The sequence below is a fragment of the Pseudomonas azotoformans genome (assembly GCF_900103345.1).
GTDB lineage: Bacteria > Pseudomonadota > Gammaproteobacteria > Pseudomonadales > Pseudomonadaceae > Aquipseudomonas > Aquipseudomonas azotoformans.
Window position 1 is genome coordinate 676,237 of record NZ_LT629702.1, and the last position, 18,121, is coordinate 694,357.

Annotated in this window: 6 protein-coding genes; 3 read left to right on the forward strand and 3 right to left on the reverse strand. The window is 64.1% G+C overall.

What is annotated here, in order from left to right; translation table 11 throughout:
* The first annotated feature begins 16 nt into the window (after positions 1-16).
* Positions 17-1,372 (forward strand): MATE family efflux transporter, encoded by a 1,356-nt coding sequence (locus tag BLR69_RS03170; RefSeq protein ID WP_071495288.1) that lies wholly within the window; start codon positions 17-19, stop codon positions 1,370-1,372.
* On the opposite strand, the gene BLR69_RS03175 is transcribed toward BLR69_RS03170, so the two are convergent.
* Entirely contained in the window at positions 1,356-1,943 is a 588-nt protein-coding gene (locus BLR69_RS03175) for a TetR/AcrR family transcriptional regulator (protein WP_071495287.1), read from the reverse strand. The two genes, BLR69_RS03170 and BLR69_RS03175, sit on opposite strands and share 17 nt — an antisense overlap.
* A 142-nt stretch (positions 1,944-2,085) precedes the next feature.
* Between BLR69_RS03175 and BLR69_RS03180 the strand changes: the two genes are divergently transcribed.
* Positions 2,086-3,258 (forward strand): MFS transporter, encoded by a 1,173-nt coding sequence (locus tag BLR69_RS03180; protein WP_071495286.1) that lies wholly within the window; start codon positions 2,086-2,088, stop codon positions 3,256-3,258.
* On the opposite strand, the gene BLR69_RS03185 is transcribed toward BLR69_RS03180, so the two are convergent.
* Entirely contained in the window at positions 3,259-3,624 is a 366-nt protein-coding gene (locus BLR69_RS03185; RefSeq protein ID WP_071495285.1) for a type II toxin-antitoxin system HicB family antitoxin, read from the reverse strand.
* Entirely contained in the window at positions 3,621-3,872 is a 252-nt protein-coding gene (locus BLR69_RS03190; protein WP_058424734.1) for a type II toxin-antitoxin system HicA family toxin, read from the reverse strand. The genes BLR69_RS03185 and BLR69_RS03190 overlap by 4 nt, the downstream gene beginning before the upstream one ends.
* A 209-nt stretch (positions 3,873-4,081) precedes the next feature.
* Here BLR69_RS03190 and BLR69_RS03195 point away from each other — a divergent pair, with 209 nt between their 5' ends.
* Entirely contained in the window at positions 4,082-18,118 is a 14,037-nt protein-coding gene (locus tag BLR69_RS03195; protein WP_071495284.1) for a non-ribosomal peptide synthase/polyketide synthase, read from the forward strand.
* Positions 18,119-18,121: the final 3 nt, after the last annotated feature.

Consider the following 18,121-nt stretch of genomic DNA (forward strand, 5'->3'; position numbering starts at 1 on the left):
CCTGGATTCGAACCTCATGGAAGTCACCCAGCAACGGCCGTTGTGGCAGATCTACCTGATCTTTCTGGCACCGATGGTGCTGTCCAACTTCCTGCAAAGTTTTTCCGGCACCCTCAACGGTATCTATGTCGGGCAGATGCTTGGCACCCAGGCGCTGGCGGCGGTGTCGGGGATGTTTCCCATCGTGTTCTTTTTTATTGCTCTGGTGATCGGCCTGGGGGCGGGCGCCTCGGTACTGATCGGCCAGGCGTGGGGCGCGCAGGAAACCGCGCTGGTCAAGGTGATCACCGGCGCCACCCTGACGCTGGGCGCGTTGGTGGGGGTGATCGCAGCAGTACTCGGTAGTCTGTTTGCACGCCCTGCGTTGCAGGCGCTCGGCACGCCGGTGGATGTGCTCGACGATGCTGTGGGCTATGCGCAGATGATGATGTTGATCATGCCGCTGCTGCTGGTCTTTATCCTCTACACCCAATTGTTGCGGGGCGTCAGCGACACGATCTCGCCGTTGCTCGCGCTGATGGTCTCGACCCTGGTTGGCCTGCTGCTGACACCGGCGCTGATACGCGGCTGGATCGGCCTGCCGCCCTTGGGTATCCAGAGCGCGGTCTACGCCGGGTTGGTGGGTAACGCGGCTGCGATGCTGTTTTTGATCCTGCGCCTGCGGCATAAGCATCATGTGATGGCGCCGGATCGCGAACTGCTGGCGGCCCTGCGCCTGGATCGCGTCATTCTCGGTAAGGTCCTGCGCATCGGCTTGCCCACGGGCTTGCAGATGGTGGTGTTGTCGCTGTCGGAATTGGTCATCCTCGCCCTGGTCAACGGCCATGGCTCCCAGGCCACCGCGGCCTATGGCGCGGTAACGCAGATCGTCAACTATGTGCAATTCCCGGCGCTGTCGATTGCCATCACTGCGTCGATCCTCGGGGCCCAGGCGATTGGTGCCGGGCGCCTGGAGCGCATCGGGCCGATCCTGCGCACCGGGCTGCTGATCAACACCTGCCTCACCGGTGGGCTGATCGTGCTCGGCTACCTGTTGTCCCACTGGCTGCTCGGCTTGTTCATCACCGATGACGCGGCACGGACCAATGCCGAGCACCTGCTGCACATTATGTTGTGGAGCATCCTGGTGTTCGGTTTCCAGGCGGTGGTGGGCGGGATCATGCGCGCCAGCGGCGTGGTGTTGATGCCGGTGGCGATCTCGATCTTCTGCGTGCTCTGCGTGGAACTGCCAATGGCGTACCTGCTCAACGCCCACTTCGGCCTGGAAGGGGTGTGGATGGCGTTCCCGGTGACCTACCTGGCCATGCTGGCGTTGCAGGCTGCGTATTACCGGCTGGTGTGGCGACACAAGCAGATCAAGCGGTTGGTGTGAGGCTCAGGCCGCGCAGCAACAGTTCCAGGCTTTGCAAGCCTTGTTCCAGCCGCTCGTCCGAGTGTTGGTCCCTGGCGATCCACAGGGCAGTGTTGACCAGGCCTCCATTGATCAACTGCGCCAGTGCATCGCTCGGGGCCGGGCGGATAACACCGGTTTGCATCAACGCCTCCAGGCGTTCGCGCAGCGATTCGACACAGTGTTGCTGAGAGCCGGTGTCGCCCAGAACGGCTGGCGCGTCCTGCAACACAATGCGCTGGATCTCACTGTCTTGAGCCATGCGCAAGTAGGTGCGGCAACGTTCGCAAAAACCGACCCAGGGGTCGGTGGCCTCAGCGGTGATGCGCTGCAGGCGCGCATCCATCTCACTGTCGAGCTGGGCCACCACGGCCGCCAACAAGCCCTTCTTGTCACCAAAGTGGTGGTACAACGCCCCCCGGGTCAGACCGGCGCGGGCGGTGAAATCGTCCATTGAGGTATTGGCGTACCCTTGGGCTGCGAAGGCTTCGCGGGCGCTGGCGATCAGCCTGGCGCGGGTCTCTTCGATCATTTCAGCACGGGCTCGGCTCATGGGTAGGGCTCGCAATGGGCAAGTGAAAGATTGACATACGCTGCGTATGTTACGCATGATTTGTCACATACGCACCGTATGTATTTTGCCTCGAACAGTGCAGATAGCAAGTTCCGGGGCTTTCACAAAGAGGTCACGCAGGATGGCAAACCCTTACGCCGAGTTGTTCCAGGTTCCTGGCGCCCGGGCTTTTGTACTGGCGGGGATGCTGGCGCGCATGCCGGTCTCGATGACGGGGATCGGCTTGATCACCATGCTCTCGCAGGTGCACGGCGGTTACGGCCTGGCGGGCTCGGTGGCGGCGGTGTTTGCCTTGGCCACGGCGTTTTGCGCGCCGCAGGTATCCAGGCTGGTGGATCGCTATAGCCAAGGGCGGGTGTTACCGATTGCCGCATTGGTTGGGGGTGGGGCGTTGTTGATGTTGCTGCTGTGCACTCGCTTGCAGGCACCGAACTGGACGCTGTTCCTGTTCGCCGCCCTGGCCGGTTGCATGCCCAACATGTCGGCCATGGTGCGCGCGCGCTGGACCGAGTTGTACCGGGGCCAGCCCAAGTTGCAGACCGCATTTGCGCTGGAGTCGGTGCTGGATGAGGTGTGCTTTATCATCGGCCCGCCGATCTCGGTGGGTTTGTGCGTGGTGCTGTTCCCGGAAGCAGGGCCGCTGGTGGCTGCGTTGTTGCTGGCGGTGGGCGTCACCACCTTTGTGCTGCAGCGCGAGACCGAGCCACCGGTGCACGCGCATCACGGGCATCACGGTCGCTGGCTGATCGCGTCGCCCTCGGTGTTGATCCTGATGATCCTGCTGCTGGCCATGGGCGTGATCGTCGGCGTGGTAGATGTGGTCAGTGTCGCCTTTGCCCAGCATCAGGGCCAGCCGGCGGCTGCCAGTATCGTGCTGTCGGTGTACGCCATCGGTTCGTGCCTGGCGGGGCTGGCGTTCGGCACCCTCAAGCTCAAGGCGCCGCTGCCCCGGCAGTTCCTGTTGTGCGGCATCGCCACGGCGTTGACCACTTTGCCGTTGCTGCTGGTGACCAACATCGCAGGGCTGGCGGTGGCGGTCTTTGTCTCCGGACTGTTCTTTGCCCCCACCCTGATTGTGTCCATGGCCCTTGTGGAACAGGTCGTGCCCGCCAGCCGATTGACCGAGGGCATGACCTGGCTGATCACCGGCCTCAGCATCGGCGTGGCCATCGGCGCCGCCAGCTCCGGGTGGATGATCGATCACTTTGGCGCCACCAGCGGGTTCTGGGTGGCGCTGGCGGCGGGGGCGGTCGTGTTTGGGGCAGCGGTGTTGGGGTATCGGCGGCTGGGATGATCAGTTGATCGCAGGGCAAGCGTCTGCGCCGTGATGCTGCAGAAACTCGTTCAACGCTTGGCGGGTCAGGTCATTGAGCGTCACCTTTTTACGGGTTGCCGCCAGCGCCGCCGCCAGGTGCAGATCATGGCCGACCCGGACATTGAAGGAGCCCTTGCAAGGTTTCTCTGGTGCATGCCCCAGGGTCTGGCAGGTGGCGAGGTAATCATCCACCGCCTCACGAAAAGCCGTATCCAGTTCGGCGACGGTTTTCCCTTCGTAGCTCACCAGTGCCTTGATGAACAAGACCTTGCCGAACAGGCAGTTGTCTTCGAGGCTGGCTTCGATGGAGCCGATGTAGCCGTTGTGTTTCAGTTGGTTGTTCACTGAATCAGCTCTCCTGATTTCAATTGTTCGATGATCTGGCGCCGAATGTAGTGTTTCAGTTCGTTGCCAGGGTGAGGCTTGTGCAAGGTGATCATTGCACTGGGGTCGCCGATGTCGAATTTGACGCGGCTTCCAGCCCCTTCAATCTGCGTGTAGCCCAGTCGTCGCAGCAGCGTGACGAGCTCGGGCCAGGTAAATGTCATTTGCTCGTTGAGCAATTTGGTCAGCAGCTTTTCATTTTTGGACACGGCGTTCCCTGCGTGTAACTAAATGTAGTTGCAAAAAGTGGTGTTCGTCAATGCTAGCTGCTGTTCGGGTGGTCTTCCCGAGATTGATGTAACCCTTGATGACACTGTGCGCCGCGCCTCGCATCCCCCGCTAATTTTTCCCTCTCCGGTTCGTTTTATAGGGACGACGTGCCTTTGTGCTTCCTGCCTATTGCTCCGGACTCCAAGAAATGAATGCTGAAGACTCCTTGAAACTTGCTCGCCGGTTTATCGGGTTGCCCCTGGAAAAACGCCAATTGTTCCTGCAGGCCCTGCAGAAAGAAGGCGTGGATTTTTCCCGGTTCCCGATTCCGGCAGGGGTGGAGGCGCAGGATCGCCAGGCGTTGTCCTACGCGCAGCAGCGCATGTGGTTTCTCTGGCAATTGGACCCGGCCAGCGGCGCCTATAACCTGCCGGGAGCGGTGCGACTCAAGGGGGCGTTGAGCCTCGGCGCGCTGGAGCAGGCGTTCGCCAGCCTGGTCACGCGCCACGAAACCCTGCGCACAGTGTTCCAGCGCCAGGCGGACGAGCGCCTGATGCAGGTGCCGGCAGACACGTCGTTGACCGTCGAGCACCTGGACCTGAGTCACCTGGCCGCCGCCGCGCGCGAACAGGCCGTCAACGAGGCCGCGACCCGTCAATCGCTGCTGCCGTTCGACCTGGAAAACGGTCCGCTGCTGCGCGTGCAATTGCTCAAGCTCGACGCGCAGGAACACGTGCTGCTGTTGACCCTGCACCACATCGTCTCCGACGGCTGGTCGATGAACGTGCTGATCGACGAGTTCATCCGCTGCTACGACGCCCACGAGCGCAATGAAGCCCCGCATCTGCCGGCCTTGCCGATCCAGTACAGCGACTACGCCCTGTGGCAGCGCCGTTGGCTGGAAGCGGGGGAGCAGACGCGCCAACTGGATTACTGGCAAGCGCGCCTGGGCGATGAGCACCCGGTGCTGGAGCTGCCCACCGACCGCCCGCGCCCGGCCATGCCGAGTTACCAGGGCACGCGCCACAATTTCGCGATTGAACCTGCGCTGGCCACACAGCTGCGTAGTTGCGCGCAAAAACACAACGTCACCCTGTTCATGCTGTTGTTCGGTGCTTTCAACGTGTTGCTGCATCGCTACACCGGGCAGGGCGATATCCGCGTCGGCGTGCCGATCGCCAACCGCAACCGCACTGAAGTCGAAGGGCTGATAGGCTTCTTCGTCAACACCCAGGTCTTGCGTACCGAGCTGACTGGGCAAACCCGCATCAATGAGCTGCTGCAAAGCATCAAGGAACACGCCCTGGGCGCCCAGGCCCATCAGGAGTTGCCGTTCGAGCGCCTGGTGGAAGCCCTCAAGGTCGAGCGCAGCCTGAGTCATACGCCGCTGTTCCAGGTGATGTACAACCACCAGCCGGTTGTGGCCGACATTACCAGCGTCAGCACCGCCTCCGGCTTGGAACTGGCATTGGTGGAGTGGCAAGGCCGCACCACTCAGTTCGACCTGACCCTCGACACCTATGAAAAATCCGGCACCCTGCACGCCGCGTTGACCTACGCCAACGACCTGTTCGACGCGCCAACCATCGAGCGCATGGCCGGGCATTGGATCAGCCTGTTGCAGGCCATGGTGGTCGACGGTGAACAGCGCATCGGCGAGCTGCCGATGTTGGCTACGGATGAGCAGCAGGTGCTGGTCCACGGGTGGAACCAGACGACTGAGGCGTACCCGACCGAGCGCGGCATTCATCACCTGATCGAAGACCAGGCGCAGGCCACGCCGGATGCGCCGGCACTGGTGTTCGGTGCGACCACGCTGACCTACGCCCAGCTCGATGCCCGTGCCAACCAACTGGCCCACGCCTTGCGCGCGCAGGGCGTCGGCCCTGACGCGCTGGTGGGGATCTGCGTCGAGCGCTCCATCGAGATGGTGGTCGGCCTGCTCGCGATTCTCAAGGCTGGCGGCGCCTATGTCCCGCTGGATCCTGAATATCCCCGGGAACGCCTGGCCTACATGATCGAAGACAGCGGCATTCAGTTGCTGCTCAGCCAGCGCGCCCTGTTGCCCTTGCTGCCGACCGAGGGCATCCGGGTGATAGCCCTGGACCAGCCCGCCGACTGGCTTGATGGTTACAGCAGTCAGTCACCCAATGTTGACCTGCATGCGCTTAACCTGGCCTACGTGATCTACACCTCAGGCTCCACCGGCAAGCCCAAGGGCGCCGGCAACAGCCACCGTGCGCTGGTCAACCGCCTGTGCTGGATGCAACAGGCCTATGGTCTGGACGCCAGCGATGCGGTGCTGCAGAAAACCCCATTCAGTTTCGATGTATCGGTATGGGAGTTCTTCTGGCCGCTGATGACCGGCGCTCGCCTGGTGGTTGCCGCGCCCGGTGAACACCGCGAACCGGCGCGCCTGATCGAGACCATCGGGCAACAGCGCATCACCACCTTGCACTTCGTGCCGTCGATGCTCCAGGCGTTTATCCATGAACCGGGCGTGCAAGCCTGCAACAGCCTGCGACGCATCGTGTGCAGCGGTGAAGCCTTGCCGCTGGATGCGCAGTTGCAAGTGTTCGCCAAGTTGCCACAGGCGGGTCTGTTCAACCTCTACGGCCCGACCGAAGCCGCCATCGACGTGACGCACTGGACCTGCGTCGACGAAGGCGCCGACAGCGTGCCCATCGGCCGGCCCATCGCCAACCTCGCTACGTACGTGCTCGATGCCCAGCTCAACCCGGTGCCTGCCGGCGTCAGCGGTGAGCTGTACCTGGGCGGCGCCGGCCTGGCGCGCAGTTACCACCGGCGCCCGGCACTGACCGCCGAACGTTTTGTGCCAAGCCCGTTCGGTGACGGTGCGCGCCTGTATCGCACCGGCGACCGCGTGCGCCAGCGTGCCGATGGGGTGATCGAATACCTCGGTCGCCTCGATCATCAGGTCAAGCTGCGCGGCCTGCGTATCGAGCTGGGCGAAATCGAGACGCGCCTGATGCAGCACCCCTCGGTGCGTGAAGCCGTGGTGCTGGTGCAGGGCGGCAAGCAACTGGTGGCCTACCTGGTGCTGGAAGACCAGGCGCCGGCCGACCTCAAGGCCTGGCTGCTCGACAGCCTGCCGGAATACATGGTGCCGACCCATATGGTGCGCCTGGCCAAGCTGCCAGTGACCGCCAACGGCAAGCTCGACCGCAAGGCCTTGCCGTTGCCCGACGCCGCGCCCCAGCAGGCGTATGTCGCCCCGGAAAGCGAGGTGCAAAAAGCCCTGGCAGCGATCTGGAGTGATGTGCTCGGCGTGGAGCAAGTCGGTCTGGAAGACAACTTTTTCGAGCTGGGCGGTGATTCGATCATCTCCATCCAGGTAGTCAGCCGTGCGCGCCAGGCGGGCATTCGCCTGAGCCCGCGGGACCTGTTCCAGTACCAGAGCGTGCGCAGCCTGGCGTTGGTGGCGACCTTCGAGCAGGCGACCCTCATCGACCAGGGGCCGGTCACCGGCGAGGTGCTCCTCACGCCAGTGCAACACAGCTTTTTCGAGCAGGCGATTCCTGCGCGCCAGCACTGGAACCAGTCATTGCTGCTGACCCCGCGTGAGGCGCTGGAGCCCGTGCGCCTTGAGGCCGCCTTGACCCGCTTGATCAACCACCACGATGCCCTGCGCCTGCGTTTTGTGCGGCAGGCGGATGGTTGGCGGCAGGTTCATTCCGAGCCGGTTGCGACCGCTTCGTTATGGCAGTCCCAGGTCGCCGGCGAGGCTGAGTTGGCCGCACTGTGCGATGAGGCTCAACGCAGCCTCGATCTCGAACAGGGCCCGCTGTTGCGGGCGGTCCTGGCAATCATGGCCGACGGTACCCAACGCCTGTTGCTGGTGGTGCATCACCTGGCAGTGGACGGCGTATCGTGGCGCATCCTGCTCGAAGACCTGCAGCAGGCCTATCGCAACGCCGCGCTGCCGGCCAAGACCAGCGCCTACCAGCAGTGGGCGCAGCAGTTGCAGGCCCACGCGCAGACGCTGGACGCGCAACTGGCGTACTGGCAGGCACAGACCGCAAGCGCCGACCTGCCGTGCGACAACCCCCAGGGCGGCCTGCAAAACCGCCTGGGCAGCACCCTCGAAATCCGCCTCAGCGCCGGACACACCCGCCAACTGCTGCAAGACGCCCCGGCGGCCTACCGCACCCAGGTCAACGACCTGCTGCTGACTGCGTTGGCGCGGGTCATCAGCCGCTGGAGCGAGCAACCTGCCGCACTGATCCAACTGGAAGGCCATGGTCGCGAAGACCTGTTCGACACGCTCGACCTGAGCCGCACCGTGGGTTGGTTTACCAGCCTGTTCCCGGTGCGCCTGCAAGCCGAAGGCGAGCTGTCGGCGGCGATCAAGTCGGTGAAGGAGCAACTGCGTGCCGTGCCGCACAAAGGCATCGGCTATGGCCTGCTGCGCTACCTCGGCACGCCTGGCGCACGCGAGGCCTTGTCAAAACAGGCAGCGCCACGCATCACCTTCAACTACCTGGGTCAGTTCGATCGCCAGTTCAACGAGGCGGCGCTGTTCGTTCCGGCGACCCAGGGCAGCGGTCAGGCCCAGGACCCGGAAGCACCGCTGGCCAACTGGCTGACGGTGGAAGGCCAGGTGTACGGCGGTGAGCTGGCCCTGCGGTGGGGGTTCAGTCGCGAGATGTTCGAGGTGGCGACCGTCCAACGCCTGGCGGATGACTATGCCGCTGAACTCCAGGCCTTGATTGAACACTGCTGCGCCACGCCGGCGGGGCAGGTCACGCCTTCGGACTTCCCCCTGACGCGCCTGACCCAGCAGCAACTGGATGCCTTGCCCATCGCCGGGCCGGCGATTGCCGATCTCTACCCGTTGTCGCCGATGCAGCAGGGTATGTTGTTCCATACCCTGTATGCGCCCGAGGCTGAGGCATACATCAACCAGTTGCGCCTGGACATCGAAGGTCTGGATTTACTGGCATTCGGCCGTGCCTGGCAGGCAGCGCTGGACCGGCATGACATCCTGCGCAGCAGCTTCCACTGGCTTGGCCTGGACAGCGCGCATCAAGTGATCCAGCGCCGAATCGATGTGCAGTTGCACGTGATCGAAGACATCGACGCCGATTGCGATGCGCTCGCCGCTACCGAGCGCGAGAAAGGTTTCGCGCTGAATGCCGCGCCGCTGTTTCGCCTGATGCTGGTGCGCGGTGCCGGTAAGGCCTGGCACCTGATCTTCACCAGCCACCACATCCTCATGGACGGCTGGAGTAACGCCCAGTTGCTCGGCGAAGTGATCGCCCATTACGCCGGGCAAACCGTGCCGTTGCCGCAGGGGCAGTTCCGCGATTACCTGGGCTGGCTGCAACAGCAGGCTTCGGGCGAGGCGTTCTGGAAAGCTGCGCTGGCGCCGCTGCAAGCGCCAACCCTGCTTGCGCAGGCGCTGCGTGTGCCGGTCGAAGGCAAGGGCATGGCGGACCATCAGGTACTGCTGGACAGCGACTTCACCCGCGCCCTCGGCGAGTTTGCCCGCCATCAGAAAGTCACCCTCAACACGCTGCTGCAAGGCGCATGGAGCGTGCTGCTGCAACGCTATACCGGGCAGGACTGCGTGGCCTTTGGGGCCACGGTGGCGGGGCGCTCGGCACCGTTGCCGGGGATCGAGCAACAACTGGGCCTGTTCATCAATACGCTGCCCATCATCAGCGCGGCCTCGCCAGCGCTGTCGGTGGCCGGCTGGCTGAGCGAGCTGCAAGCCCTCAACCTGAGCCTGCGCGACCACGAACATGTGCCGCTCTACGACATCCAGGGCTGGGCGGGGCAGCAGGGCGCTGCGCTGTTTGACACCTTGCTGGTGTTCGAAAACTTCCCGGTGGCCGAAGCCTTGAAACAAGGCGCACCCGCCGGCCTGACGTTCGGCCGCCTGCATAACCATGAGCAGACCCACTACCCGCTGACCCTGGGGATCGAATTGGGCGCCAGCCTGCGCCTGGAGTTCGGCTACGACCAGGCCCGTTTCAGCGCTCAACAGGTCGCTCGATTGGGCGGCAACCTGCACCACCTGCTGGTGCAGATGCTCGCAGACGCGCAAGCACCGCTGGGCAACCTGCGCCTGATGGACCCCGCTACACGCCGCGACGTTCTCGCCCATAGCCGGGCGACCGGTGCCGTCCCGCGCCAACTGCGCGTGCATGAACGCATCGCCGTCCAGGCCGCCGCCACGCCTGACGCGCTGGCCGTGCAGGCGGGCGACGCACGCCTGAGCTACGCCCTGCTCAATGCTCGCGCCAACCGGCTTGCCCATCGCCTGCTGGAACTGGGCGTTGGCCCAGGCCAGCGCGTCGGCCTGGCGGCACGACGTGGCCCGCAGTTGATCGTCAGCCTGCTGGCGGTGCTCAAAAGTGGCGCCGCCTATGTGCCGCTGGACCCGAACTACCCCGCCGAACGCCTGGCCTACATGCTGACCGACAGCCGGCTCGACCTGCTGCTCAGCGAAACCGGGCTGCTGGCCGACCTGCCATTGCCCCAAGGGCTGGCGCGCGAGAGTTTCACCGCGTCCGGAGAAGAACTGGCAGGCTACCCGTCGACCAATCCAACCAACCATGCCGCCGCTGCCGACCTGGCCTATGTGATCTACACCTCGGGCTCCACCGGGCTGCCCAAGGGTGTAGCCATCGACCATGCCGCCCTCGGCCAGTTCTGCGACAGTGCCGAGGTCTACAGCGGCTTGAGCGCGGCAGACCGGGTGTTGCAATTTGCCACGTTCAGCTTCGACGGCTTTGTCGAGCAATGCTACCCGCCGCTGTGTGTGGGCGCGGCGCTGATCATGCGTGGCGACGAATTGTGGGACGCCGGGCAACTGGCGCGGCACATCGTCGAGCAGGGTGTGACCCTGGCGGACCTGCCGGCGGCCTACTGGTATTTGCTGGCCAAGGAATGTGCCGTCGACCAGCGCACCCTGGGCAACCTGCGTCAGGTGCATGTCGGCGGCGAGGCGATGTCGGTGGAAGGGTTGCGTGCGTGGCACGCCGCCGGCCTGTGCGACGTGCGCCTGGTCAACACCTACGGGCCGACTGAAGCGACAGTGGTGTCCAGTGTGCACACTTGCCAGTTGGCGGACGCCAGTGATGCGTTTGGCGTGCCGATTGGCCGGGCCATCGACGGTCGCTCCTTGTATGTGCTGGACAGTGGTTTCGAATTGCTCGCCACCGACGGCGTGGGCGAGTTGTGCATCGGCGCCGAGCAAGGTTTGGCCCAGCGTTACTTCGATCGCCCGGCGCTGACCGCCGAGCGCTTCCTGCCGGACCCGTTTTCCGCTGTGCCCGGCGCACGGCTTTACCGCAGTGGCGACCTGGCGCGCTATAACCAGGCGGGTACGTTGGAGTATGTCGGGCGCATCGATCATCAAGTGAAGATCCGCGGGTTCCGCGTGGAAATGGGTGAGATCGAAGCCAGCCTGCAAGCTTTGCCGCAGCTGCGTGAAGCCGCGGTCATCGCGCAATCCAGCGCGACGGGCACGCAGTTGGTGGCGTACGTTGTTGCCGCCAACGGGCAGACCGTGGACGCTCAGGCATTGGCGGCCACCTTGCGCCAGTCCCTGCCGGACTACATGGTGCCGGGGCACTGGGTCGTCCTCGACGCCTTGCCGTTGAACAACAATGGCAAGCTTGACCGTCGCGCACTGCCGGTACCGGACTTGAATCACGCACGCCAGGCCTACCTGGCGCCGCAAACCCCGCTGCAAACGCGCTTGGCCGCCATCTGGCAAGCGGTGTTGCAAGTGGACCAGGTGGGGCTCAATGACCACTTCTTCGAGCGTGGCGGTCATTCGTTGCTGGCCACCCAAGTCATTTCGCGGGTGCGCCACGCACTGCAATTGGAAGTGCCGCTGCGGGCATTGTTCGAACAACCGACGCTGGAGGCGTTCGCCGATGTTTGCGCAGGGTTGCAGGCCAGCACTGCACGGCCTCTGGTGGCGCTGACGCGTGATCGGCCGCTGGCGCTGTCGTTCGCCCAGGAGCGCCAATGGTTCCTCTGGCAACTGGATCCGTCCAGCGCCGCCTACCATGTGCCGAGCGCGCTGCACCTGCGTGGCCGATTGGACGTCGCGGCGCTGGAACAGGCGTTCCACGCCCTGGTGCAACGCCATGAACCGTTGCGCACCACCTTTGTGGAAGAGGGCGAGCACACCTGGCAACGGATCCACCCGCACCTTGCGCTGCCGATCGAACACCAACAGGTCGAGGCCTGGGCGATCGAGCCTGCCGTGGCGCAAGAGGTCCAACGCCCGTTCGACTTGGTCAATGGCCCGCTGATGCGCGTCAAATTGCTTCAGATCGAGGCCGAGCACCACGTACTGGTGATCACCCAGCACCACATCATCTCCGACGGTTGGTCGATGCAGGTGATGGTCGATGAGCTGGTGGCGCTGTATCAGGGCCGGGCCGAACTGCCGGCGCAGCTCATCCAGTACGCCGACTATGCCCAGTGGCAACGTGACTGGATGGCAGCCGGTGAGCAACAACGCCAACTCGACTACTGGCGCCTGCGCCTGGGCAGCGAGCATGCCGTGCTGGAACTACCCCTGGACCACCCACGCCCGGCCGTGCAAAGCCATCGCGGTGCACGCCGCCAGGTGCACCTGGACAACGCGTTGGTCGCCGGGCTCAAGGCCCTGGCCCAGCGTCAGGACGTAACCTTGTTCGTGCTGCTGCTGACGTCGTTCCAGACCCTGCTGCATCGCTACAGTGGTCAATCCCAGATCCGGGTCGGCGTGCCCATTGCCAACCGCAATCGCCTCGAAACCGAGCGCCTGCTCGGCTTCTTCGTCAATACCCAGGTGCTGCAGGCCGATGTGCACGGGCAGATGGCGTTCGACCAATTGCTCGTCCAGGTCAAGCAGCGTGCCCTCGAAGCCCAGGCCCATCAGGACCTGCCGTTCGAGCAACTGGTGCAAGCCCTGCAACCGGAGCGCAGCCTCAGCCATAACCCGCTGTTCCAGGTGATGTTCAATCACCAGGACCGCCTGCGCGCCACCCCGCTGCAGTTGCCTGGCCTGGACCTGCAAGCGGTGGATTGGGCAGGGCACAGCACCCAGTTCGACTTGAATCTTGAGACTGAGGAGTCCGCTGCAGGCCTATGGGCCTCTCTGACCTACGCCACCGACCTGTTCGACGCCGCTACCCTGGATCGCCTGGCCGAGCATTGGCAAAACCTGTTGCACGCGGTGGTGCAGGACGCGTCCCAGGCTGTGGATGAACTGACGATGCTCAGCGCCCCGCAATGGCAGCAGATGGTCGAAACGTGGAACGACAGCGCTGTCGACTACCCCCGCGAACGCTGCGTGCACCAATTGTTCGAAGCCCAGGCCGTGGCACAGCCGCAAGCCCTGGCGGTGCAATTCAATGGCCAAGCCCTGAGCTACGGCGAACTCAACCGTCGCGCCAACCGCCTGGCCCATCGTCTGATCGCGGCGGGTGTGGGGCCGGACGTATTGGTGGCGGTGCATGTCGAGCGTTCCCTGGACATGGTGGTCGGCCTGCTGGCGACGCTCAAGGCCGGTGGCGCTTATGTGCCATTGGACCCGCAATTCCCGGCGGATCGCCTGGCGTTCATGCTCGACGACAGCCGCGCACAGGTCCTGCTGACCCAGCCACACCTGATCGGGCGCATGGCGCACCCGCATGGATTGCAGGTGGTGATGGTTGACGACGCGCAGGCTGCCGAGCACAACCCACAGGTCGACGTCACGCCGGAACACCTGGCCTATGTGATCTATACCTCCGGTTCCACCGGCAAACCCAAGGGCGTGATGGTGCGGCACCAGGCGCTGTGCAGTTTTACCTGCGGCATGGCCGACACCCTGGACATCGGTGCTGACGCTCGGGTGTTGTCGCTGACCACCTTCTCGTTCGACATCTTCGCCCTGGAGCTGTACGTCCCGTTGACCGTCGGCGCCACCGTATTGCTGAGCGGCCAGGAACTGGCCCTCGACCCGGAAGCGATCATCGACCTGGTCCACAGCCAATCGGCCAACGTGCTGCAAGCGACGCCGTCGACCTGGCGCATGCTGCTGGAAAGCCCACGCTCCCAGCTGCTGCACGGTATCAAGAGCCTGTGCGGCGGCGAAGCACTGCCGGCCGACCTGGCGCAGCGCATGCTCGACCTGCAAGGCCCGCTGTGGAACCTTTATGGTCCCACCGAGACCACCATCTGGTCGGCGGCCCATCGTCTGCACGACGCACAACCATTTGTCGGGCGGCCTATCGCCAACACCACGTTGTTTATCCTCAATGCCGGGTTGACACCGAGCCCGATGGGCGCTGCCGGTGAACTGCTGATCGGCGGTGTCGGCCTGGCCCGTGGTTACCACGAGCGCCCCGCGCTGACGGCCGAGCGCTTTGTGCCCAACCCGTATGGTGCGCCGGGAGAGCGCCTGTACCGCACCGGCGACCTGGCCCGCTACCGTGCCGATGGCGTGGTGGAGTACATCGGACGCGTCGACCATCAGGTCAAGGTGCGTGGCTTCCGCATCGAACTCGGTGAAATCGAAGCCTGCCTGCGCGAGCATGCCGGCGTGCGCGAGGCCGTGGTCCTGGCCGATAACGACCGCTTGATCGCTTACCTGGTCAGCGCGGTACCCGACACGGTAGAAGCCTACAAGGCGGCCCTGCGCGAGCGCCTGCCGGACTACATGGTGCCCGCGCACCTGGTGTTCCTCGACAGCCTGCCCCTGACCCCCAACGGCAAGCTCGACCGCAAGGCTTTGCCTGCGGTGGACGTGGCACAGTTGAGCAACGGCCATGTAGCGCCAGTGACACTGCGTGAACAGCAGGTCGCGGCGATCTGGGCCGAGGTGCTGGAGCTGCCGCAGGTCGGCCTTGACGATCACTTTTTCGAGCTCGGCGGGCATTCGCTGCTGGCCACCCGTGTTGTCTCGCGGGTTCGCCAGGTGCTGGCGCGGGAAGTGGCGCTCAAGACCCTGTTCGAACACCCGCGGTTGGAGGGTTTCGTTCAGGCGCTGGGCGAGGAGGGCGTGGTTGCACCCGCGTTGCTCAAGGCTGACCGCAATCAACCGCTGCCGTTGTCCTATGCCCAGGAGCGGCAATGGTTCCTCTGGCAACTGGACCCGCAAAGCACGGCGTATCACATCCCCAGCGCATTACGTTTGAAAGGGCTGCTCGACCTGCCTGCTCTGCAATGCAGTTTCGACACCTTGCTGGCACGCCATGAAAGCCTGCGCACCCATGTGCGCCAGGACGCTGGCGGCGCGGTGCAGGTGATTGAAGACTCGGGCCTGATCGAGATCAGCCTGCTTGACACCGAGGAAGATGGCCTCAAGGCGCAGGTCGCAGAAGTGGTTGCGCAGCCATTCGACCTGCTGCGCGGGCCGCTGCTGCGGGCCCAGTTGCTGCGCTTGGCTGTTGAGGAGCACGTACTGGTGCTGGTGCAGCACCACATCGTCTCCGATGGCTGGTCGATGCAATTGATGGTCGAGGAACTGGTGCAGTTGTACGCCACCTTCAGCCAGGGGCGGATGCCCGACTTGCCAGCCTTGCCGATCCAGTACGCCGATTACGCCCTGTGGCAGCGCAACTGGATGGAAGCCGGTGAGAAGGTCCGTCAACTGGCGTACTGGCAGGCTCAACTGGGTGGCGTACAACCGGTGCTGGAGCTGCCTTTCGACTACTTGCGCCCGGCGGTACAAAGCCAGCGTGGCGCGCGCCTGGGCATCGAGTTGCAACCTCAGCTGTTGAGCGGTCTGCGTCAGTTGGCGCAGAGCGTCGGGGTCACCTTGCCGATGGCACTGCTGGCGTCCTTCCAGGCGCTGCTGCACCGCTACAGCGGCCAGGAAGACGTGCGCGTCGGCGTGCCGATTGCCAACCGCAATCGCCTGGAAACCGAAGGGCTGATCGGCTTCTTCGTCAACACCCAGGTGCTCAAGGCTGATATCCATGGGCAGATGAGTGTGACGCAACTGTTGCAGCAAGTGCGCCAGCGTTCCCTGGAAGCACAGGCCCATCAGGACCTGCCGTTCGAGCAACTGGTCGAAGCCTTGCAACCCGAGCGCAGCATGAGCCTGAGCCCGCTGTTCCAGGTGCTGTTCAACCATCGCGTGACCTCGGCCGCCAATCATTTGCAGCGGCTCGCCGATCTGGATGTCGAGGTGCTGAGCTGGGATGAAGGTGTGGCGCAGTTCGACCTGGCGCTGGATGTGGAGGAAAGCCAGGCGACGCTGCGTGCGTCCCTGAGTTATGCCACCGACTTGTTCGCCCCGGCGACCATCGAACGCATGGCCGGCCATTGGCAGAACCTGTTGCAGGCGATGGTTGCCGATCAACAGCAACCCATCAGCCAACTCAACCTGCTGGGCCAGGATGAGCAACAACACATCCTGCGGCTGTGGAACCAGACCGACGCGGGCTTCTCGGCCGAGCGCCTGGTGCACCAATTGGTGGCCGACCGCGCTCGGGAAAACCCGGATGCAGTCGCCGTTAAATTCGACGCGCAAACCCTGAGCTACGGCGAACTGGACCGCCAGGCCAACCGCCTGGCCCATGCACTGATCGCCCGTGGCGTCGGCCCGGAAGTGCGTGTGGCGATTGCCATGCCGCGCAGTGCCGAAATCATGGTGGCGTTCCTCGCTGTGATGAAAGCCGGTGGCGTCTACGTACCGCTGGACATCGAATACCCGCGTGATCGCCTGCTGTACATGATGCAGGACAGCCGTGCGAAATTGCTGCTGACCCACAGCAGTGCCTTGCAGCAACTGCCAATTCCCGAGGGTCTGGACAGCCTGGCGATTGATCGCACCGAGGAATGGTCCGGTTACAGCGACACGGCGCCTGATGTGAAACTGGACGGCGACAACCTCGCCTACGTGATCTACACCTCCGGTTCCACGGGTCTGCCCAAGGGCGTGGCGGTATCCCACGGTCCGCTGGTGGCCCATATCATCGCCACCGGCGAGCGTTATGAAACTTCGCCCGCCGATTGCGAACTGCACTTCATGTCCTTCGCCTTCGACGGTTCCCACGAAGGCTGGATGCACCCGCTGATCAACGGCGCCAGTGTGTTGATCCGCGATGACAGCCTGTGGCTGCCGGAATACACCTACCAGCAAATGCATCGCCACAACGTGACCATGGCGGTGTTCCCGCCGGTGTACCTGCAACAGTTGGCTGAGCATGCCGAGCGTGACGGCAACCCGCCGAAGGTGCGCGTGTACTGCTTCGGTGGTGATGCCGTGGCCCAAGCCAGCTACGACCTGGCCTGGCGCGCACTCAAGCCGACTTACCTGTTCAACGGCTATGGCCCGACCGAAACCGTGGTCACCCCATTGCTGTGGAAAGCGCGCAAGGGCGACCCGTGCGGCGCCGTCTACGCCCCCATCGGCACGCTGTTGGGCAATCGCAGCGGCTACGTGCTGGATTCACAACTCAACCTGCAACCCATCGGCGTAGCAGGCGAGCTGTACCTGGGCGGCGAGGGCGTGGCGCGGGGTTATCTGGAACGTCCGGCACTGACTGCCGAACGCTTCGTGCCGGACCCGTTCGGCAAACCTGGCAGCCGTGCCTACCGCAGCGGCGACCTGACCCGTGGCCGCCCGGATGGCGTGGTGGATTACCTGGGGCGTGTCGACCATCAGGTGAAAATTCGTGGTTTCCGTATCGAGCTGGGTGAAATCGAAGCGCGTCTGCGCGAACAGGATAACGTCGGCGAAACCGTTGTGGTCGCCCAGGAAGGCCCGACCGGCAAGCAGTTGGTGGCTTACGTAGTGCCCGCAGACGGCAGCCAGATCAAAGAAGCCGAGTTGCGCGATACCCTGCGCCGCGCCCTGAAAACCCGCCTGCCGGACTACATGGTGCCGACGCATTTCATGTTCCTGGCGCAAATGCCGCTGACCCCCAACGGCAAGCTCGACCGCAAGGGCCTGCCCGAGCCGGATGCGAGCCTGTTGCAACAGGCCTATGTGGCTCCCGAAACCGAGCTGGAACAACAGATCGCCGCGATCTGGGCCGATGTCCTGCGCCTGCCGCAAGTGGGCCTGAACGACAACTTCTTCGAGGTGGGCGGCCATTCCCTGTTGGCGATCCAGATCACCTCGCGGGTCCAGGCCGAACTGGGCCTGGAAGTGCCGCTGGTGGAAGTGTTCCAGACCGAAACGTTGCGTGCCTACGTGCAGGCCGCCGCCACCTTCCGCGCCGGCAGCGCGGAAGACTTTGATGATCTTCGTGACTTTTTGAGCGAACTAGAGGCGATTTGACCC

What these genes read in the sequence shown, in the direction of transcription:
- BLR69_RS03180 (WP_071495286.1), top strand. Translation starts at nt 2,086, where the DNA reads ATGGCAAACCCTTACGCCGAGTTGTTCCAGGTTCCTGGCGCCCGGGCT.
- BLR69_RS03195 (WP_071495284.1), top strand. Translation starts at nt 4,082, where the DNA reads ATGAATGCTGAAGACTCCTTGAAACTTGCTCGCCGGTTTATCGGGTTG.
- BLR69_RS03170 (WP_071495288.1), top strand. Translation starts at nt 17, where the DNA reads ATGGAAGTCACCCAGCAACGGCCGTTGTGGCAGATCTACCTGATCTTT.
- BLR69_RS03175 (WP_071495287.1), bottom strand. Translation starts at nt 1,943, where the DNA reads ATGAGCCGAGCCCGTGCTGAAATGATCGAAGAGACCCGCGCCAGGCTG.